The organism is Pseudoduganella rivuli (assembly GCF_009674485.1).
In the GTDB taxonomy this organism is placed as follows: Bacteria; Pseudomonadota; Gammaproteobacteria; order Burkholderiales; family Burkholderiaceae_D; genus Rugamonas; species Rugamonas rivuli_B.
Genome location: NZ_WKJJ01000003.1, coordinates 268,052 through 283,274, shown reverse-complemented (window position 1 = coordinate 283,274; position 15,223 = coordinate 268,052). Strand labels below are relative to the sequence as shown.

General features: G+C 61.8%; 13 protein-coding genes. 10 read left to right on the top strand and 3 right to left on the bottom strand.

Going from position 1 to position 15,223, the window contains the following annotated elements; all coding sequences use genetic code 11:
- The first annotated feature begins 171 nt into the window (after positions 1 to 171).
- From GJ700_RS06110 to GJ700_RS06095, 4 genes are all read left to right on the top strand, one after another.
- Positions 172 to 834 (top strand): TetR/AcrR family transcriptional regulator, encoded by a 663-nt coding sequence (locus GJ700_RS06110; protein ID WP_371867847.1) that lies wholly within the window; start codon positions 172 to 174, stop codon positions 832 to 834.
- Between the two features lie 88 nt (positions 835 to 922).
- Positions 923 to 1,105: a hypothetical protein gene (locus GJ700_RS06105; RefSeq protein ID WP_154371765.1), complete on the top strand. Its 183-nt coding sequence runs from the start codon at positions 923 to 925 to the stop codon at positions 1,103 to 1,105.
- 141 nt (positions 1,106 to 1,246) lie between these two features.
- Positions 1,247 to 2,485 (top strand): RNA polymerase sigma factor, encoded by a 1,239-nt coding sequence (locus tag GJ700_RS06100; RefSeq protein ID WP_154371764.1) that lies wholly within the window; start codon positions 1,247 to 1,249, stop codon positions 2,483 to 2,485.
- A gap of 76 nt (positions 2,486 to 2,561) precedes the next feature.
- On the top strand, positions 2,562 to 2,858 hold the full coding sequence (locus tag GJ700_RS06095; protein WP_154371763.1) for a DUF3144 domain-containing protein: 297 nt from the start codon (positions 2,562 to 2,564) through the stop codon (positions 2,856 to 2,858).
- A 114-nt stretch (positions 2,859 to 2,972) separates the two neighbouring features.
- On the opposite strand, the gene lpdA is transcribed toward GJ700_RS06095, so the two are convergent.
- Genes lpdA through aceE form a run of 3 tightly spaced genes read right to left on the bottom strand, consistent with a single transcriptional unit; the run spans position 2,973 to position 9,155 of the window.
- Positions 2,973 to 4,751: a dihydrolipoyl dehydrogenase gene (gene lpdA / locus GJ700_RS06090; RefSeq protein WP_154371762.1), complete on the bottom strand. Its 1,779-nt coding sequence runs from the start codon at positions 4,749 to 4,751 to the stop codon at positions 2,973 to 2,975.
- A 10-nt stretch (positions 4,752 to 4,761) separates the two neighbouring features.
- Complete coding sequence (gene aceF / locus GJ700_RS06085; protein WP_154371761.1) at positions 4,762 to 6,438, bottom strand: dihydrolipoyllysine-residue acetyltransferase; 1,677 nt, start codon at positions 6,436 to 6,438, stop codon at positions 4,762 to 4,764.
- Between the two features lie 20 nt (positions 6,439 to 6,458).
- The gene (gene aceE, locus GJ700_RS06080) at positions 6,459 to 9,155 is read right to left on the bottom strand and encodes a pyruvate dehydrogenase (acetyl-transferring), homodimeric type (RefSeq protein ID WP_154371760.1); all 2,697 of its coding nucleotides are present in this window, start codon (positions 9,153 to 9,155) and stop codon (positions 6,459 to 6,461) included.
- Positions 9,156 to 9,397: 242 nt separating this feature from the next.
- Between aceE and folD the strand changes: the two genes are divergently transcribed.
- The 6 genes from folD (at position 9,398) to GJ700_RS06050 (ending at position 15,210) form a co-directional block, all read left to right on the top strand.
- Entirely contained in the window at positions 9,398 to 10,243 is an 846-nt protein-coding gene (folD, locus tag GJ700_RS06075; RefSeq protein ID WP_154371759.1) for a bifunctional methylenetetrahydrofolate dehydrogenase/methenyltetrahydrofolate cyclohydrolase FolD, read from the top strand.
- Positions 10,244 to 10,317: 74 nt separating this feature from the next.
- Positions 10,318 to 12,414 (top strand): M3 family metallopeptidase, encoded by a 2,097-nt coding sequence (locus GJ700_RS06070; RefSeq protein WP_154371758.1) that lies wholly within the window; start codon positions 10,318 to 10,320, stop codon positions 12,412 to 12,414.
- A 5-nt stretch (positions 12,415 to 12,419) separates the two neighbouring features.
- Positions 12,420 to 13,037: a glutaredoxin family protein gene (locus GJ700_RS06065; RefSeq protein ID WP_154371757.1), complete on the top strand. Its 618-nt coding sequence runs from the start codon at positions 12,420 to 12,422 to the stop codon at positions 13,035 to 13,037.
- 51 nt (positions 13,038 to 13,088) lie between these two features.
- Positions 13,089 to 13,514: a DNA polymerase III subunit chi gene (locus GJ700_RS06060; RefSeq protein WP_154372006.1), complete on the top strand. Its 426-nt coding sequence runs from the start codon at positions 13,089 to 13,091 to the stop codon at positions 13,512 to 13,514.
- The gene (locus GJ700_RS06055; RefSeq protein ID WP_154371756.1) at positions 13,511 to 13,888 is read left to right on the top strand and encodes a DUF2486 family protein; all 378 of its coding nucleotides are present in this window, start codon (positions 13,511 to 13,513) and stop codon (positions 13,886 to 13,888) included. Before GJ700_RS06060 ends, GJ700_RS06055 begins: the two co-directional genes overlap by 4 nt.
- 179 nt (positions 13,889 to 14,067) lie before the next feature.
- A complete protein-coding gene (locus tag GJ700_RS06050) occupies positions 14,068 to 15,210 on the top strand; it encodes a branched-chain amino acid ABC transporter substrate-binding protein (protein ID WP_154371755.1) in 1,143 nt (380 codons plus the stop codon).
- Positions 15,211 to 15,223 lie beyond the last annotated feature (13 nt).

The window sequence follows — 15,223 nt, the reverse complement described above, 5'->3', positions numbered from 1 at the left end:
AACTGCTGATCGAAGTCAAGAAATGAAACGATTGCATTTCATTTTATTTTGGACTAAAGTCCCCATCTGATAAGATGTCAGTAGCCAGTCAGCCTGTACGCCATGTCCAACTCCACTATTCAAGATTTGCTTTCCAAACAAGACCTTAATTTCCCGTGTCCGGGGTCGCACGTGCTGCCATGCCAGCCCAAGGCCCAGGGACGGCCCAAGGCTGCCGAAGCGGAGGCGCGCTTGCAGGAACTGGTCGTGGTCGCGGCCCAACTGTTCATGGAAAAGGGATATAACAAGGTCAGCCTGGAAATGATTGCCAAGCAGGCCAGGGTTGCAGTGCGCACCATTTACGTGAAATTCGGCGGCAAGGCCGGGCTGTTTTCCGCAGTCATCGCTGCAGGCCGCAATCATTTCTTTGCCGACATGGATGACCTGGACACCAGCACGCGCCCGTTACGCGATGTGCTGGCCGATTTCGCCATGCACTTCATGGACCTGGTGACGTCCCCGGTGGCAGTGGCGCTGCACCGGATCGTGATTGCGGAGTCGCAATCCACGCCCGAGCTGGCGCAGGCGTATTACGAGGTGGGGCCGCGGCAGACGCGGGAACAGCTCATCCGCCTGTTTGCCCGCCCGGATGTCCGCGCCCAATTGCGCGACGATGTCCCGCTGGAGATGCTGGCGGTCCAGTGCCTGAACTGCCTGATGGGCGACCACATGCGGCGTTTGCTGTTCCAGCCGGATAGCTCGCCACCGCCGGAAGTGCTCCAACGCCAACTCGATATCGGCCTCGACATGTTCCTCGGCGGCGCACTGCGTCGCCCCGACACCGTCACTGCATAAGTTGCCTTTCGACACATTTCTATGTGCGGCACCGCACTGAGCCTTTTCCCTTACGGGGGCATCCTGTACCTTTCAATTGGGAGGTTATATGAGCAAGTGTGATCGGCTCGAATGGAGCAGGAAAGTGGCCTCGTTGAATGAGCGTATCAAGGGTTTCCAGTCCAATCCGACGAAAGAACAACTCGAAGCAGCCATCGACGAATTACGCGCCTATGCGGAAGCAGCGCGCTCTGGCGGGATCGAAATCCCGACCAGCTTTATTGCCAATTAAAACAAACCACGCGGGTACCACGCACTACGGAAACCGGGCATTGCCCGGTTTTTTGTTGCCTATTCCCAAAAAAGTCCCCGGCACTTTTTTCTAAAGGGCAAGAGTGTGTTTTTCGCGGCATATTCTGCGGTAAGCTGAGGCATGGGACATCGCGATCATTCCGCTAGCGACATCATCAACGCCACCCTGGCTGCCACGCGGCCACAGGCGATGGCGGCGCTGTTGCGCCATTTTCGCGACCTGGACCTGGCGGTCAACGCCCACAAGCAGGCCAGCCTCGGTGCGCTCCAGTTATGGCCGCGTACCGGATTGCCGCGCGACCCGCTGGCCTGGCTGGTGACGACGGGCCGCAATACGGGTCAGGAAGCGCTGGGCGGGCGCTATGCCGCGATGGCGCTGCCCGATGCGGAATTGTTGTTCGGCGCCGGCGCCGACATGCTCGATCCCGACAGCCACATCCCCTACCGCGACGACACGCTGCGCCTGCTGTACATTTGCTGCCACCGGGATTTGCCGCCATCGCACCAGATGGCGCTGGCCTTGCGCCTGGTGTCCGGCGTGCCCGTGCCCGCGATTGCCCATGCCTTCCAGGTCCGGGAAGCCGCCATGGTGCAGCGCATCCTGCGCGCCAAGCGCCGCGTGTCCGAAGAAGCCACGCCGTTTGACGACATCAAGGACCACCAGCGCGCCGCGCGGCTGGCCACTGTGTCGACCATGATTTACCAGCTGTTCAATGAAGGTTATCTGACCAGTAACAGCCGCCATTACATCCGCACGGAATTGTGCGACGAAGCCATCAAGCTGGCGCGCCTGCTGGCGCGGCTGTATCCGTATGACAGCGGCGCCCTGGGCCTGGCCGCGCTCTTGATGCTGCAACACGCGCGCGCCAACGCCCGCGTCGACACCCAGGGCGCGCTGGTCCCGCTGGCCCAGCAAGACCGCAGCCGCTGGAACCGCGCGCTGATCGACGAAGCCGTGCCGCTGGCGCAACGCGCCGCCAATTGCACACCATTGGGGCCGTACCAGATCCAGGCGTCGGTGGCCGTCGTGCACGCGCAGGCGGCCAGCGCGCGCCGCACCGACTGGGCGGAAATCGACCGGCTCTATGGCGTGCTGGAAACCGTGCACCCCTCCCCCATCGTCACGCTGAACCGGGCCGTGGCGGTCGAACATCTACGGGGGCCGTCGGCCGCGCTGCGCATGCTGGAGCCGCTGGAACACGACCTGGCCGGCTACACGTATTACTTCAGCCTGCGCAGCCTGCTGTTCCGCCGCCTGGGCCGCAATGCGGAAGCCCGTGCCGCTCTGCAAAAGGCGCGCAGCCTGGTGCGCAGCGCACCGGTCGCCGACCACATCGATATGACGCTGAACCTGATTTAATAAACAACACCCAAGTTGTTACATCCGCCGATTCGTGGCAGGATGCCAGTCTTCACCAACCCAAGGCGTTAATTTTATGAGCACAACTCCTACCACCGACGAACAGTTCATGCAGCTGGTTGATACCTTCATCACCACCGCGAACGAAAAGGCCCAGAACATGGACCGCAACGTCATCGGACCCGCACTGATGTTTGCGGCGACCCGCTTCAACGCCTACATGCTCGCCATGGCCACCCGCAACGTGGAAGAATTCAAGACCCAGTCGGAACCGGCCCGCAAGTACTACCTCGAGCAGCATGAAAAAATGCTGGCCGATAACTTCAAGGACTTCGAAGCCAACTTCGACAAGTACCGCGGCACCAACCAATAAAACTATTGCCCACCAAGCGAACGATAGTACTTTTGGGGCCAGGCCCCGAAATGACGACTAAAAAAAAGCCCGGATCATCTTCGATCCGGGCTTTTGCTTTTCAGCGTACCGACATTAACGCTTGCGCGGTGGCGGCAAGTCCGTGCAGACGCCTTCGTAGACTTCCGCCGCCATGCCGATCGACTCGCCCAGGGTCGGGTGCGGGTGGATGGTCTTGCCGATGTCGGTGCCGTCGCAGCCCATTTCAATCGCCAGGGCGATCTCGCCGATCATGTCGCCGGCGTGCGTGCCGACCATGGTGCCGCCGATGATGCGGTGCGTTTCAGCGTCGAACAGCAGCTTGGTGAAGCCTTCGGCGCGGCCATTGGCCACGGCGCGGCCGCTCGCTGCCCAAGGGAAGTGGCCCTTCTCGACCTTGATGCCCTTGGCTTTCGCTTCATCTTCCGTAATGCCGGCCCATGCCACTTCCGGATCGGTGTAAGCCACCGATGGAATCACCTTCACGTCGAAGTGCGACTTCTGGCCCGCCGCGGCTTCCGCCGCCACGTGGCCTTCGTGCACCGCCTTGTGCGCCAGCATCGGCTGGCCGACCAGGTCGCCGATGGCGAAGATGTTCGGCACGTTGGTGCGCATCTGGCTGTCGACGTTGATGAAGCCGCGATCGGTCACGATCACGCCGGCCTTGTCGGCGGCGATTTTCTTGCCGTTCGGGCTGCGGCCAACGGCCACCAGCACCATGTCGTAGATCTGCGGTTCCGGTGCGGTGACACCGGCTTCCGCTGCTTCGAACGTGACCTTGATGCCTTCCGGCAGGGCTTCAACGCCCACCGTCTTGGTCTTGGTCATGATGCGGTCGAACCGCTTCTCGTTGAACTTCTGCCATACCTTGACAGCGTCACGGTCCGCGCCCTGCATCAGGCCGTCCAGCATTTCCACCACGTCGATGCGCGCGCCGAAGGTCGAGTACACCGTCGCCATTTCCAGGCCGATGATGCCGCCGCCGATCACCAGCATGCGTTTCGGCATGAAGCGCAATTCCAGCGCGCCGGTCGAATCGACGATGCGCGGATCTTCCGGCACGAATGGCAGTTTCACGACCGACGAACCGGCAGCGATGATGGCCTGCTTGAACTGCACGACCTTCTTGGTGCCATCCTTGGCCGTCACTTCGATGTGGTTGGCGCTCAGGAACTGGCCGACGCCGACCACGATCTGCGTTTTGCGCGCCTTGGCCATACCGGCCAGACCGCCGGTCATGTTCTTGATCACACCTTCCTTGTACTTGCGTACCTGGTCGATGTCGATCGTCGGCTTGGCGAAAGTGACGCCAGTGTTGGACATGTGCGCGGTTTCGTCGATCACGGAGGCCACGTGCAACAGCGCCTTCGACGGAATGCAGCCCACGTTCAGGCACACGCCGCCCAACGTTTCGTAGCGCTCCACGATCACGGTGTTCATGCCCAGGTCGGCGGCACGGAAGGCAGCCGAATAGCCGCCAGGGCCACCGCCCAGCACCATCATGTCGCAGTCGATGTCGATCTGGCCGGTGTAACCGCCAGCGACCGGCGCCACGACAGGAGCTGCCGGCGCAGCCGGTGCTGCGGCCGGAGCCGCGGCAGCCGGCGCCGGCGCGGCCGCTGCCGGAGCAGCCGAGGCGCCCGCGCCTTCTTCGACCAGCAACACCAGCGAACCTTCGCCCACCTTGTCGCCCACTTTGACCTTCAATTCCTTGACCACGCCAGCGTGGCTGGAAGGAATTTCCATCGACGCCTTGTCGGATTCGACGGTCACCAGCGATTGATCGACCTTGATGGTGTCACCCACCTTGACCATCACTTCGATGATCTCGACTTCCTTGAAGTCGCCGATATTCGGTACTTTAACTTCGGTCATCCAGGGCTCCTTACAGCAAGATCTTGCGCAGGTCGGCCAGCACTTCGGCCAGGTAGGCATTGAAGCGTGCACCCAGGGCGCCGTCGATCACGCGGTGATCGAACGACAGCGACAGCGGCAGCATCAGGCGCGGCTGGAATTGCTTGCCATCCCATACCGGCTCGATGGTGGACTTCGACAGGCCCAGGATCGCCACTTCCGGCGCATTGACGATCGGCGTGAACGCCGTGCCGCCGATGCCGCCCAGCGACGAGATCGTGAACGTTGCGCCCTGCATGTCGGCAGGTTTCAGCTTGCCTTCGCGCGCCTGCAGCGACAGTTCGCCCATTTCGCGTGCGATCTGCGACACGGATTTCTGGTCGGCGTTCTTCACGACAGGCACCACCAGGCCGTTCGGCGTATCGGCGGCGAAACCGATGTTGAAGTACTTCTTGATGATCAGGTTTTCACCTTTTTCATCCAGCGACGAGTTCACCACCGGGAACTTCTTCAGCGCGGCGACGGACGCCTTGATGACGAAGGCCAGCATGGTCAGCTTGGCGGCATCCTTGTTCTTCGCGTTGGCGGCGTTGCTGTCGACGCGGAACTGTTCCAGGTCCGTCACGTCGGCCTTGTCGAAGGTCGTCACGTGTGGAATCTGTACCCAGTTGCGGTGCAGGTTCGGGCCGGAGATCTTCTTGATGCGCGGCAGCGCCTGCAGTTCGGTTTCGCCGAACTTGCTGAAGTCCAGCGATGGCCATGGCAGTACGCTGAAGTTGCCGCCGCCACCGATCGAACCACCGGCAGCCACTGGCGCAGCGGCAGGCGCGGACAGCACGCCCTTGACGAACGCCTGCACGTCCGCTTGCGTGATGCGGCCTTTCGGGCCGGTACCGCCGACTTTACCCAGGTCCACGCCCAGTTCGCGGGCGAACTTGCGGATCGATGGCGAAGCGTGCGCCAGCTTGCTGGTTTGCACGGAGCCTTGCGATGCGGCGGGCGCCGCAGCGGCAGCAGCAGGCGCAGCGACGGCAGCCGGAGCGGCGGCGGCTGGAGCAGCCGCGGCTGGAGCCGGTGCGGCAGCAGCAGGGGCGGCCGCAGGCGCAGCGCCGCCAACCGCGTCAACGATCAGCACCAGCGAGCCTTCGCCCACTTTGTCGCCGACTTTGACTTTCAGCTCTTTCACGACGCCGGCGTGGCTCGATGGAATTTCCATCGATGCCTTGTCCGATTCCACCGTGATCAGCGACTGGTCGACGGCAATGGTGTCGCCCACTTTGACCAGCAGCTCGATGACTTCGACTTCCTTGAAGTCGCCGATGTCCGGCACTTTGACTTCCACCGGACCGGCGGCGGCCGGTGCGGCGGCTGGGGCTGCCGGAGCGGCTGGTGCAGCGGCAGCCGGGGCCGGCGCGGCTGCGGCAGGCGCGGCGGCGGCAGCCGGAGCAGCGGCTGGCGCGGCGCCCGCGCTGGCGTCTTCCACCAGCAGCAACAGCGAGCCTTCGGAGACCTTGTCGCCGATCTTGATCTTCAGTTCCTTGACGACGCCGGCGTGGCTGGACGGGATTTCCATCGACGCCTTGTCCGATTCCACGGTCGCCAGCGACTGGTCCACCTTGATCGTGTCGCCAACCTTGACCAGCAGTTCGATGACTTCGACTTCCTTGAAGTCACCGATGTCCGGTACTTTAACTTCCACAATGCTCATAGCGTTCGCTCCGTATTCTCTCATTGGGTCACCGGATTTGGTTTGTTAGCGTCGATGCCATACTTGGCAATGGCTTGTTCAACGGTCGAAACAGGTACTTTGCCCTCTTCCGCCAGTGCTTTCAGCGACACTACGACGATATAGTAACGGTTCACTTCGAAGAACTCGCGCAGTTTCGCGCGGCTGTCGGAGCGGCCATAGCCGTCGGTGCCCAATACTTTATAGGTACGGTCTTTCGGGATGAACGCGCGGATCTGTTCCGCGAACGCTTTCATGTAGTCGGTGGTTGCCACGATCGGACCGGTGGTGTCCTTCAGCAGGTTCGTGACGTACGGCACGCGCTGCTCTTTGCCCGGGTTGACCATGTTCCAGCGATCCGCATCCTGGCCATCGCGCGCCACCAGGGTCAGCGATGGTGCGGACCAGACGTCGGCAGCGATGTTCCAGTCGTTCTTCAGCAGTTCAGCGGCGAAGATGGATTCACGCAGGATGGTGCCCGAACCGATCAGCTGTACGCGCTGCTTGGCATCCTTGTCGCCTTCCTGCAGCAGGTACATGCCTTTCAGGATGCCCTCTTCCTGGCCGGCTTTCAGGCCTGGATGAGCGTAGTTCTCGTTCATGATGGTGATGTAGTAGTACACATCTTCCTGCTCGGTCACCATGCGGCGCAGGCCGTCATGGATGATCACTGCCAGCTCATGCGAGAAGGTCGGATCGTACGGTACGCAGTTCGGGATGGTCGCGGCGATCAGGTGGCTGTGGCCATCTTCGTGCTGCAAGCCTTCGCCGTTCAGCGTGGTACGGCCGGCGGTACCCGCCATCAGGAAGCCGCGGGCGCGCATGTCGCCTGCCGCCCATGCCAGGTCGCCAACGCGCTGCAGGCCGAACATCGAGTAGTACGTGAAGAATGGAATCATCACGCGGTTGTTGGTCGAGTACGACGTTGCCGCCGCGATCCACGAGCTCATGCCGCCTGCTTCGTTGATACCCTCTTGCAGGATCTGGCCGGCCTTGTCTTCGCGGTAGTACATCACCTGGTCCTTGTCGACCGGCTCGTACAACTGGCCTTGCTGGTTGAAGATACCGATCTGGCGGAACAGGCCTTCCATACCGAAGGTACGGGACTCGTCAACCAGGATCGGCACCAGGCGCTGGCCCAGCGACTGGTCGCGCAGCAGCGCGGTGATGATACGGACGTAGGCTTGCGTGGTCGAGATTTCGCGGCCTTCCGGGGTTGGCTCCAGCGTGGCCTTGAACGCTTCCAGCGGCGGCACCACCAGGGTTTCGTCGGCTTTCACGCGGCGCGCAGGCAGGTAGCCGCCCAGCGCTTTGCGGCGCTCGTGCAGGTACTTGATTTCCGGTGCGTCATCGGACGGCTTGTAGAACGGAATCTCGGCCAGCTTGTCGTCAGGGATAGGAATGCTGAAGCGGTCGCGCATTTCGCGGATGGCTTCGTCGTCCAGTTTCTTGGTCTGGTGCGCGGTGTTGCGCGCTTCGCCGGATTTGCCCATGCCGAAGCCCTTGACGGTCTTCACCAGCAATACGGTCGGCTGGCCTTTGGACTCGTTGGCCAACTTGAAGGCAGCGTAGATCTTGTGCGGATCGTGGCCGCCGCGGGTCAGGCGCCAGATGTCGTCGTCGGTCAGGTTGGCGACCATTTCCAGCAGCTTCGGATGCTTGCCGAAGAAGTGCTTGCGAACGTACGCGCCATCCTTGGCCTTGTAGTTCTGGTATTCGCCGTCGACGGTTTCCATCATGACTTTTTGCAGGATGCCGTCCTTGTCTTTCTTCAGCAGCGCATCCCAGCCCGGGCCCCAGATCACTTTGATCACGTTCCAGCCGGCGCCGCGGAAGTCCGCTTCCAGTTCCTGGATGATCTTGCCGTTGCCGCGCACCGGACCGTCCAGGCGCTGCAGGTTACAGTTGACCACGATGACCAGGTTGTCCAGCGATTCACGCGCGGCCATGCCGATCGCGCCCATCGATTCCGGTTCGTCCATCTCGCCGTCGCCGCAGAAGGCCCAGACTTTACGGCCGGTGGTGTCGGCGATGCCGCGTGCGTGCAGGTATTTCAGGAAGCGCGCCTGGTAGATCGCCATCAGCGGGCCCAGGCCCATCGACACGGTCGGGAATTGCCAGAAGTCCGGCATCAGTTTCGGGTGCGGGTACGACGACAAGCCTTTGCCATCGACTTCCTTACGGAAGTTCAGCAGTTGGTCCTCGGACAGGCGGCCTTCCAGGAAGGCGCGCGCATAGATGCCAGGGGACGAGTGGCCCTGGATGTACAGCAGGTCGCCGCCGTGGTTTTCCGACGGGGCTTTCCAGAAGTGGTTGAAACCGATGCCCAGCATGTTCGCCAGCGAAGCGAAGGAAGACAGGTGGCCGCCCAGGTCGCCGTCGGCGCGGTTGGCTTTCACCACCATCGCCATCGCATTCCAGCGCATCCACGAGCGCAGCTTCTCTTCATACTCCAGGTTACCTGGGCAGTGGGCTTCGATGTCGGCGGGGATGGTGTTGATGTAGGCGGTGTTGGCGGAGAACGGGATGTCCGCGCCGTTGCGGCGGGCCAGATCGATCAGGCGCTCCAGCAAGTAGTGTGCACGATCCGAACCTTCGTTTTGCAGGACGGATTCCAGCGCGTCCAGCCATTCCTTGGTTTCCTGCGCATCCGGATCGAGGGCGGTTAGTGCCGTGACCTGGTCGAGTTGAGCTGCCATGTAATAAGTCTCCTAGTGTGAGACGCCCACCCGATTCACCGATCGCGAGGGCGGTGCTGCGTGTTAATTTACTAAGACTTCGGAATTTAGACTTCTGGTGTTACTGAATTAGTGAAAGGATTCTAACAGCGTTTTCCGCATTTTTCAAATTACGATAACGCATTTCATATTGTGGGAACTACTTAGCCGCTGCGACGCTTTATAATGTGGTCTTTCTTCCCACCCTCCCCAAAAAAGCAATCATGTCTGCTCAACTGATCGACGGTATCGCCCTCTCCCAGAAACTGCGCGCTGAAATCGCTGCGCGCGCCGCCTCCCTGACCGCCCAGGGCAAACAGCCCGGCCTGGCCGTGATCCTGGTCGGCGAAGACCCGGCCAGCCAGGTCTACGTCCGCAACAAGGTCAAGGCGTGCGGCGACGTCGGCATTCATTCGGTGCTGGAGAAATACGATGCCGACCTGACCGAGCAGGCATTGCTGGACCGCATCACCGCGCTGAACAACGACCCCACCATCCACGGCATCCTGGTGCAAATGCCGCTGCCGAAACACATCAACCCGCATAAAGTCATCGAAGCGATTGCCACCTCGAAAGACGTGGACGGTTACTCCGTGCTGTCGGCCGGTGAAATGATGACGGGCCTGGACGGTTTCCGCGCCTGCACGCCGTATGGCTGCATGAAGCTGATCGAATCGACCGGCACCGACCTGCGCGGCAAGCACGCGGTCGTGATCGGCCGCAGCAACACGGTCGGCAAGCCGATGGCGCTGCTGCTCTTGCAAGCCAACGCCACCGTCACCATCTGCCATAGCGCCACGCCGGACCTGGGCGTGTTCACCCGCCAGGCGGACGTGGTGGTGGCCGCAGTCGGCCGCCGCAATACGCTGACTGCTGATATGGTGAAGCCTGGCGCGATCGTCATCGACGTGGGCATGAACCGCGACGACAACGGCAAGCTGTGCGGTGACGTCGACTTCAACGGCATCAAGGAAGTCGCGTCGCACATCACGCCGGTGCCGGGCGGCGTGGGCCCGATGACGATCACGATGTTGTTGATGAACACCATCGAGTCGGCCGAACGCAAGTAAGGCGAGCAATTATTTATGATGTGGATGCCCGGCCTGAAGGCCCGGCACCCATTACAAGGAACACATTGGAAACCATGACTGACACCACGAACAACCCGCTGCTGGACTTTTCCGGACTGCCACGCTTCGACCTCATCAAGCCTGAGCACGTCACACCCGCCATCGACCAGTTGATGGCACAAAGCAGCGCCGTGGTGGCGCAGCTGGAAGCGCCATCAGAAGGTGACAACGGCGTGGTTACGTGGGACAACTTCGTGGCGCCGCTGGAAATCGCCACGGAATTGCTGGGCCGCGCGTGGAGCATCGTCAGTCATTTGAACAATGTGGTCGATACGCCGGAACTGCGGGCCGTCTTCAACGAAAACCAGCCCAAGGTAACGGAATTCTGGACCGCGCTGGCCCAGAACGAAGCGCTGTTCGGCAAGTACAAGGCGCTGCGCGCCAGCGCCGCCTTCGACAGCCTGGCGCCGGCCCGCAAGCGTATCATCGACAATGCCGTGCGCGATTTCCGCATGGGTGGTGCGGAACTGCCGGACGACAAGAAAGCACGGTTTGCCGAAATCCAGGAAGAGCACGCGAAAGTGTCGACGCGCTTTTCCGAAAACGTGCTGGATGCCACCAACGACTATAAATTGACGGTGGAAAACGAGGCGGACCTGGCGGGCCTGCCGGACGACGTCAAGCACGCCGCGAAGATGCTGGCGGAAAAGGAAGGCAAAGCAGGCTGGATGTTCTCGCTGCACTTCCCTTCGTATTACCCGATCCTGCAATTCGCCGACAACCGCGCCTTGCGCGAGACCATTTACCGCGCCAACGCCACCAAGGCGTCCGAGCAAGGCGACGTGTTCAGCAAGCGCGACGAGTGGGACAACACGCAAAACATCGTGACCCTGCTGAAACTGCGCGCGGAAGAAGCGGCGCTGCTGGGCTACAAGAATTTCGCCGAAGTATCGCTGGTGCCGAAGATGGCGCAATCGCCGGAACACGTGATTGCCTTCCTGGAAGACCTGGCGCAGCGCGCCCGCCCCTATGCGGAAAAAGATTTTGCGGAATTGCGCGACTTTGCCCGCGATGAACTGGGCCTGGACGATTTGCAGGCGTGGGACTTGCCGTACGCATCGGAAAAGTTGCAGGAACGCCGCTATGCGTTCTCGGCGCAGGAAGTGAAGCAATACTTCCCAGAACACAAAGTGGTCGACGGCCTGTTCCGTCTGATCCAGTCGCTGTTCTCCGTCACCATCGCGCCGGACGTGGCGACGACGTGGCACCCGGACGTGCGTTTCTTCCGCATCGAACGCGACGGCAAGCTGATCGGCCAGTTCTACCTGGACCTGTATGCGCGCGCCGGCAAGAGCGGCGGCGCCTGGATGGACGACGCGCGCGGCCGCCGCCTGCGCGCCGACGGCGACGTGCAAACGCCGGTGGCTTACCTCACCTGCAATTTCACGGAACCGGCCGTGGTCGATGGCAAAACGCAGCCGTCGCTGTTCACGCACGACGAAGTCATTACGCTGTTCCACGAATTCGGCCACGGCTTGCACCACATGCTGACACAGGTCGATGAAATCGGCGTCTCCGGGATTGCCGGTGTCGAGTGGGATGCGGTGGAATTGCCGTCGCAATTCATGGAAAACTTTTGCTGGGAATGGGACGTGCTGTCGCACATGACGGCGCACGTCGACACCGGCGCGCCGCTGCCGCGCGCGCTGTACGACAAGATGCTGGCCGCGAAAAACTTCCAGTCGGGCATGCAGACCTTGCGCCAGGTGGAATTCTCGCTGCTGGACATGCACCTGCACTTCGATTTCGATCCAGCCGGTGAGCAGTCCGTGCAGGAAATGATCGATGGCGTGCGCCGCAAGTTCTCCGTGGTGGTGCCGCCGGCCTTCAACCGCTTCCAGAATTCGTTCGGCCATATCTTTGCCGGCGGCTATGCGGCCGGCTACTACAGCTACAAGTGGGCCGAAGTGTTGTCCGCCGACGCGTATGCCGCGTTCGAAGAAGCGGCGGCGCTGGGTAATGGTGTGCTGTGCACGGAAACCGGCAAGCGCTTCCAGCAAGAGATCCTGGCCGTGGGCGGTTCCCGTCCCGCGCTGGAATCGTTCACGGCATTCCGTGGCCGCGAGCCATCGATCGATGCCCTGTTGCGCCACAGCGGCATGGCGGCGTAAGCACCATGAAAGCACGCCTCGCCCTCCCCGTCCTGCTGATGCTGGCCGCAGGGATGGCCGGCGCGCAAGTCTACAAATGGAAAGATGAAAAAGGTATCACGCATTTTTCCGACACGCCTCCACCGCCTACTGCAAAACAATCGGCGGAACTGAAGACCTATGCCACCGGCGCCGCGACGCCGGCGCTGCCGTCCGAACTGCAAACCATCGTGCGCGACAATCCCGTCACGCTGTACACCACCGCCGAGTGCGACGCCTGCAACCAGGGCCGTGCGCAATTGCGCAAGCGCGGCATTCCCTATGCGGAGAAAACCGTGCTGACGGCGGCCGACATGGACGCGTTGAAGCGTGCGGGCAGCAACGGGCGCCTGCCATTGCTGGTGATCGGGCGGACGCGCCAGGTCGGCTATGACCAGGTGACGTGGGACGAGGCGCTGAGCGCGGCCGGTTATCCGGCGCAAAGCGCGCTGCCGCCGAACTATGCCTATGGCGCCCCGGCGCCGGCCGCCCCGCCCCCTGCCCCGACCGACGAAGACCGGGCTGCCGCGGCAATACGCAGGACGCCGCCGGCCGGTACGCAGCGCACGCCTCCCGCCAATGCGCCGCCGGATTTTCAATTCTGACCTTGCATGCGGTTACAATGGGGGCAGTTCGAACCGTCCACCACTGCCAGCATGACCCGCGTCGATTTCCATACCAATGTGCCTGACAAACTTGCCTATGCGTGCCGCCTGGTGCGCAAGGCCAGCGCTGCCAATAACCGCATCGTGCTGCTGACGGACGACGCGGCGCAGCAGCAGGCGCTCGACGCGCAACTGTGGTCGTTCGCGCCCACGGAATTCCTGCCCCACGTGGCGGCCGGCGATGCGCTGGCGGCGCAGACGCCGATCATCCTGGCCTGCGACGACGGCGCGCCGCTGCCGCACACGGATTTGCTGGTCAACCTGTCGCGCCGCATGCCGGCCGGCTTCGAGCGTTTCAACCGCGTGATTGAAGTGGTGTCGGCGGAAGAAACCGATGCGGCGGCAGGCCGCCAGCGGTACAAGGCCTATAAACAGCAGGATTACCAACCCACCCATTTCGTGGCGAATAAATCATGAGCCCCGCCAATCCGTACGATGCCTCGATCCCGGTCCTGACCGAAGTACTGCAGGACGACACGCCCCGGCACGCGCCGCACCATGCGCACTTCCCCGCCGCGGCGGCCCACCATGCGGACGACCTCCATGCGCTCGACGATGCGCAGTGGGCCGCGCTGGAACAACGCCTGTCGGAAAAAGTACTGCAGCAATTGCAGTCGCGCGTGGACTTCGTGCTGGAACAGCGCATCCGCGACAGCATGGAAGAAGCGCTGAACCATGCCATCAAGGGCTTGACGTCGGAAATTCGCCACGGCTTGCAGGAAGCGCTGGGCGCCATCGTCAGCCGTGCAGTTTCGCAGGAGTTGCTGCACTTGCAGGCGCAAAAGAAGTGAAATCGTCTCAAAAGCCATAATGCGCCCCGTGCACCGGTACGGCTTCCCATACGTTTACTGAAAAAACCGCTGGCGACTGCTTTGCAGTGTTGTCATTTTGTTGTAACTTCACGCCGTGGCCTTTGTTAATGGCGCAGCAATGTTGCGCGCCGCCGTCATCAATCTTTCGGAGAACGTACATGCAGTTCAACACCAAGCTGATTCCATTCGCCATTGCCCTGGCCTTCGCAGGCAGCGCCGGCGCGCAGGACGTCATCAAGATCGGCCACGTGGCCCCTGTCTCCGGCCCTTCGTCCCACCTGGGCAAGGATAATGAAAACGGCGCCAACATGGCGATCGCCGACTTGAACGCCAAGGGCGTCAAGATCAATGGCAAGCCAGTCAAATTCGTCATTCAGCTGGAAGACGATGGCGGCGACCCGAAACAGGGCACGACTGTCGCGCAAAAGCTGGTCGATGCGCACGTCCAGGGCGTGATCGGCCACCTCAATTCCGGCACCACGATTCCCGCATCGAAAATCTACATGGACGCCGGCATCCCGCAAATCTCCCCTGCCGCCACGTCGCCGGACTATACCAAGCAAGGCTTCAAGACCGCGTTCCGCGTGGTCGCCAATGACAACAAGCTGGGCGGCACGCTGGGCCAGTACGCGGTCCAGAAACTGGGCGCGAAAAAGATCGCCGTGATCGACGACCGCACCGCTTACGGCCAGGGCGTGGCCGGCGAATTCGTCAAGGGCGCGAAGAAAGCCGCACCGGGCGTGCAAGTGGTGGCCAAGGAATTCACCACCGATAAAGCCACCGACTTCAATGCGATCCTGACGTCGATTAAAGCCAAGAACCCGGACCTGATCTTCTTCGGCGGCATGGACTCCGTCGGCGGCCCGCTGCTGCGCCAGATGAAGGCGCTGGGCATCAAGGCCAAGTACATGGGCGGCGACGGCCTGTGCACGGACGCGCTGCCGCGCCTGGCCGGCGATGCGGCCGCCAACGGCGTCGTGACCTGCGCCGAAGCGGGCGGCGTCACGGCCGACCTGCAAAAGAACATGGACGACTTCCGCGCCCGCTACAAGAAGCAGTACAACCAGGAAGTGCAGCTGTACGCGCCATACGTGTATGACGCCGTGATGGTGATGGCGCAAGCCATGATCGAAGCGAAATCGTCCGATCCCGCCAAGTACCTGCCGTACCTGGCCAATATCAAGTACCAGGGCGTGACGGGTCCGATTTCGTTCGACTCCAAGGGTGACATCAAGGATGGCACGCTGACCCTGTTCACCTACACCGATGGCAAGAAAACCAAGATGGAAGTGGTCAAATAACCAAGCGTTATTA

What these genes read in the sequence shown, in the direction of transcription:
- GJ700_RS06065 (WP_154371757.1), top strand. Translation starts at nt 12,420, where the DNA reads ATGAAAGCACGCCTCGCCCTCCCCGTCCTGCTGATGCTGGCCGCAGGG.
- folD (WP_154371759.1), top strand. Translation starts at nt 9,398, where the DNA reads ATGTCTGCTCAACTGATCGACGGTATCGCCCTCTCCCAGAAACTGCGC.
- lpdA (WP_154371762.1), bottom strand. Translation starts at nt 4,751, where the DNA reads ATGACCGAAGTTAAAGTACCGAATATCGGCGACTTCAAGGAAGTCGAG.
- aceF (WP_154371761.1), bottom strand. Translation starts at nt 6,438, where the DNA reads ATGAGCATTGTGGAAGTTAAAGTACCGGACATCGGTGACTTCAAGGAA.
- GJ700_RS06095 (WP_154371763.1), top strand. Translation starts at nt 2,562, where the DNA reads ATGAGCACAACTCCTACCACCGACGAACAGTTCATGCAGCTGGTTGAT.
- aceE (WP_154371760.1), bottom strand. Translation starts at nt 9,155, where the DNA reads ATGGCAGCTCAACTCGACCAGGTCACGGCACTAACCGCCCTCGATCCG.
- GJ700_RS06105 (WP_154371765.1), top strand. Translation starts at nt 923, where the DNA reads ATGAGCAAGTGTGATCGGCTCGAATGGAGCAGGAAAGTGGCCTCGTTG.
- GJ700_RS06060 (WP_154372006.1), top strand. Translation starts at nt 13,089, where the DNA reads ATGACCCGCGTCGATTTCCATACCAATGTGCCTGACAAACTTGCCTAT.
- GJ700_RS06055 (WP_154371756.1), top strand. Translation starts at nt 13,511, where the DNA reads ATGAGCCCCGCCAATCCGTACGATGCCTCGATCCCGGTCCTGACCGAA.
- GJ700_RS06100 (WP_154371764.1), top strand. Translation starts at nt 1,247, where the DNA reads ATGGGACATCGCGATCATTCCGCTAGCGACATCATCAACGCCACCCTG.
- GJ700_RS06070 (WP_154371758.1), top strand. Translation starts at nt 10,318, where the DNA reads ATGACTGACACCACGAACAACCCGCTGCTGGACTTTTCCGGACTGCCA.
- GJ700_RS06050 (WP_154371755.1), top strand. Translation starts at nt 14,068, where the DNA reads ATGCAGTTCAACACCAAGCTGATTCCATTCGCCATTGCCCTGGCCTTC.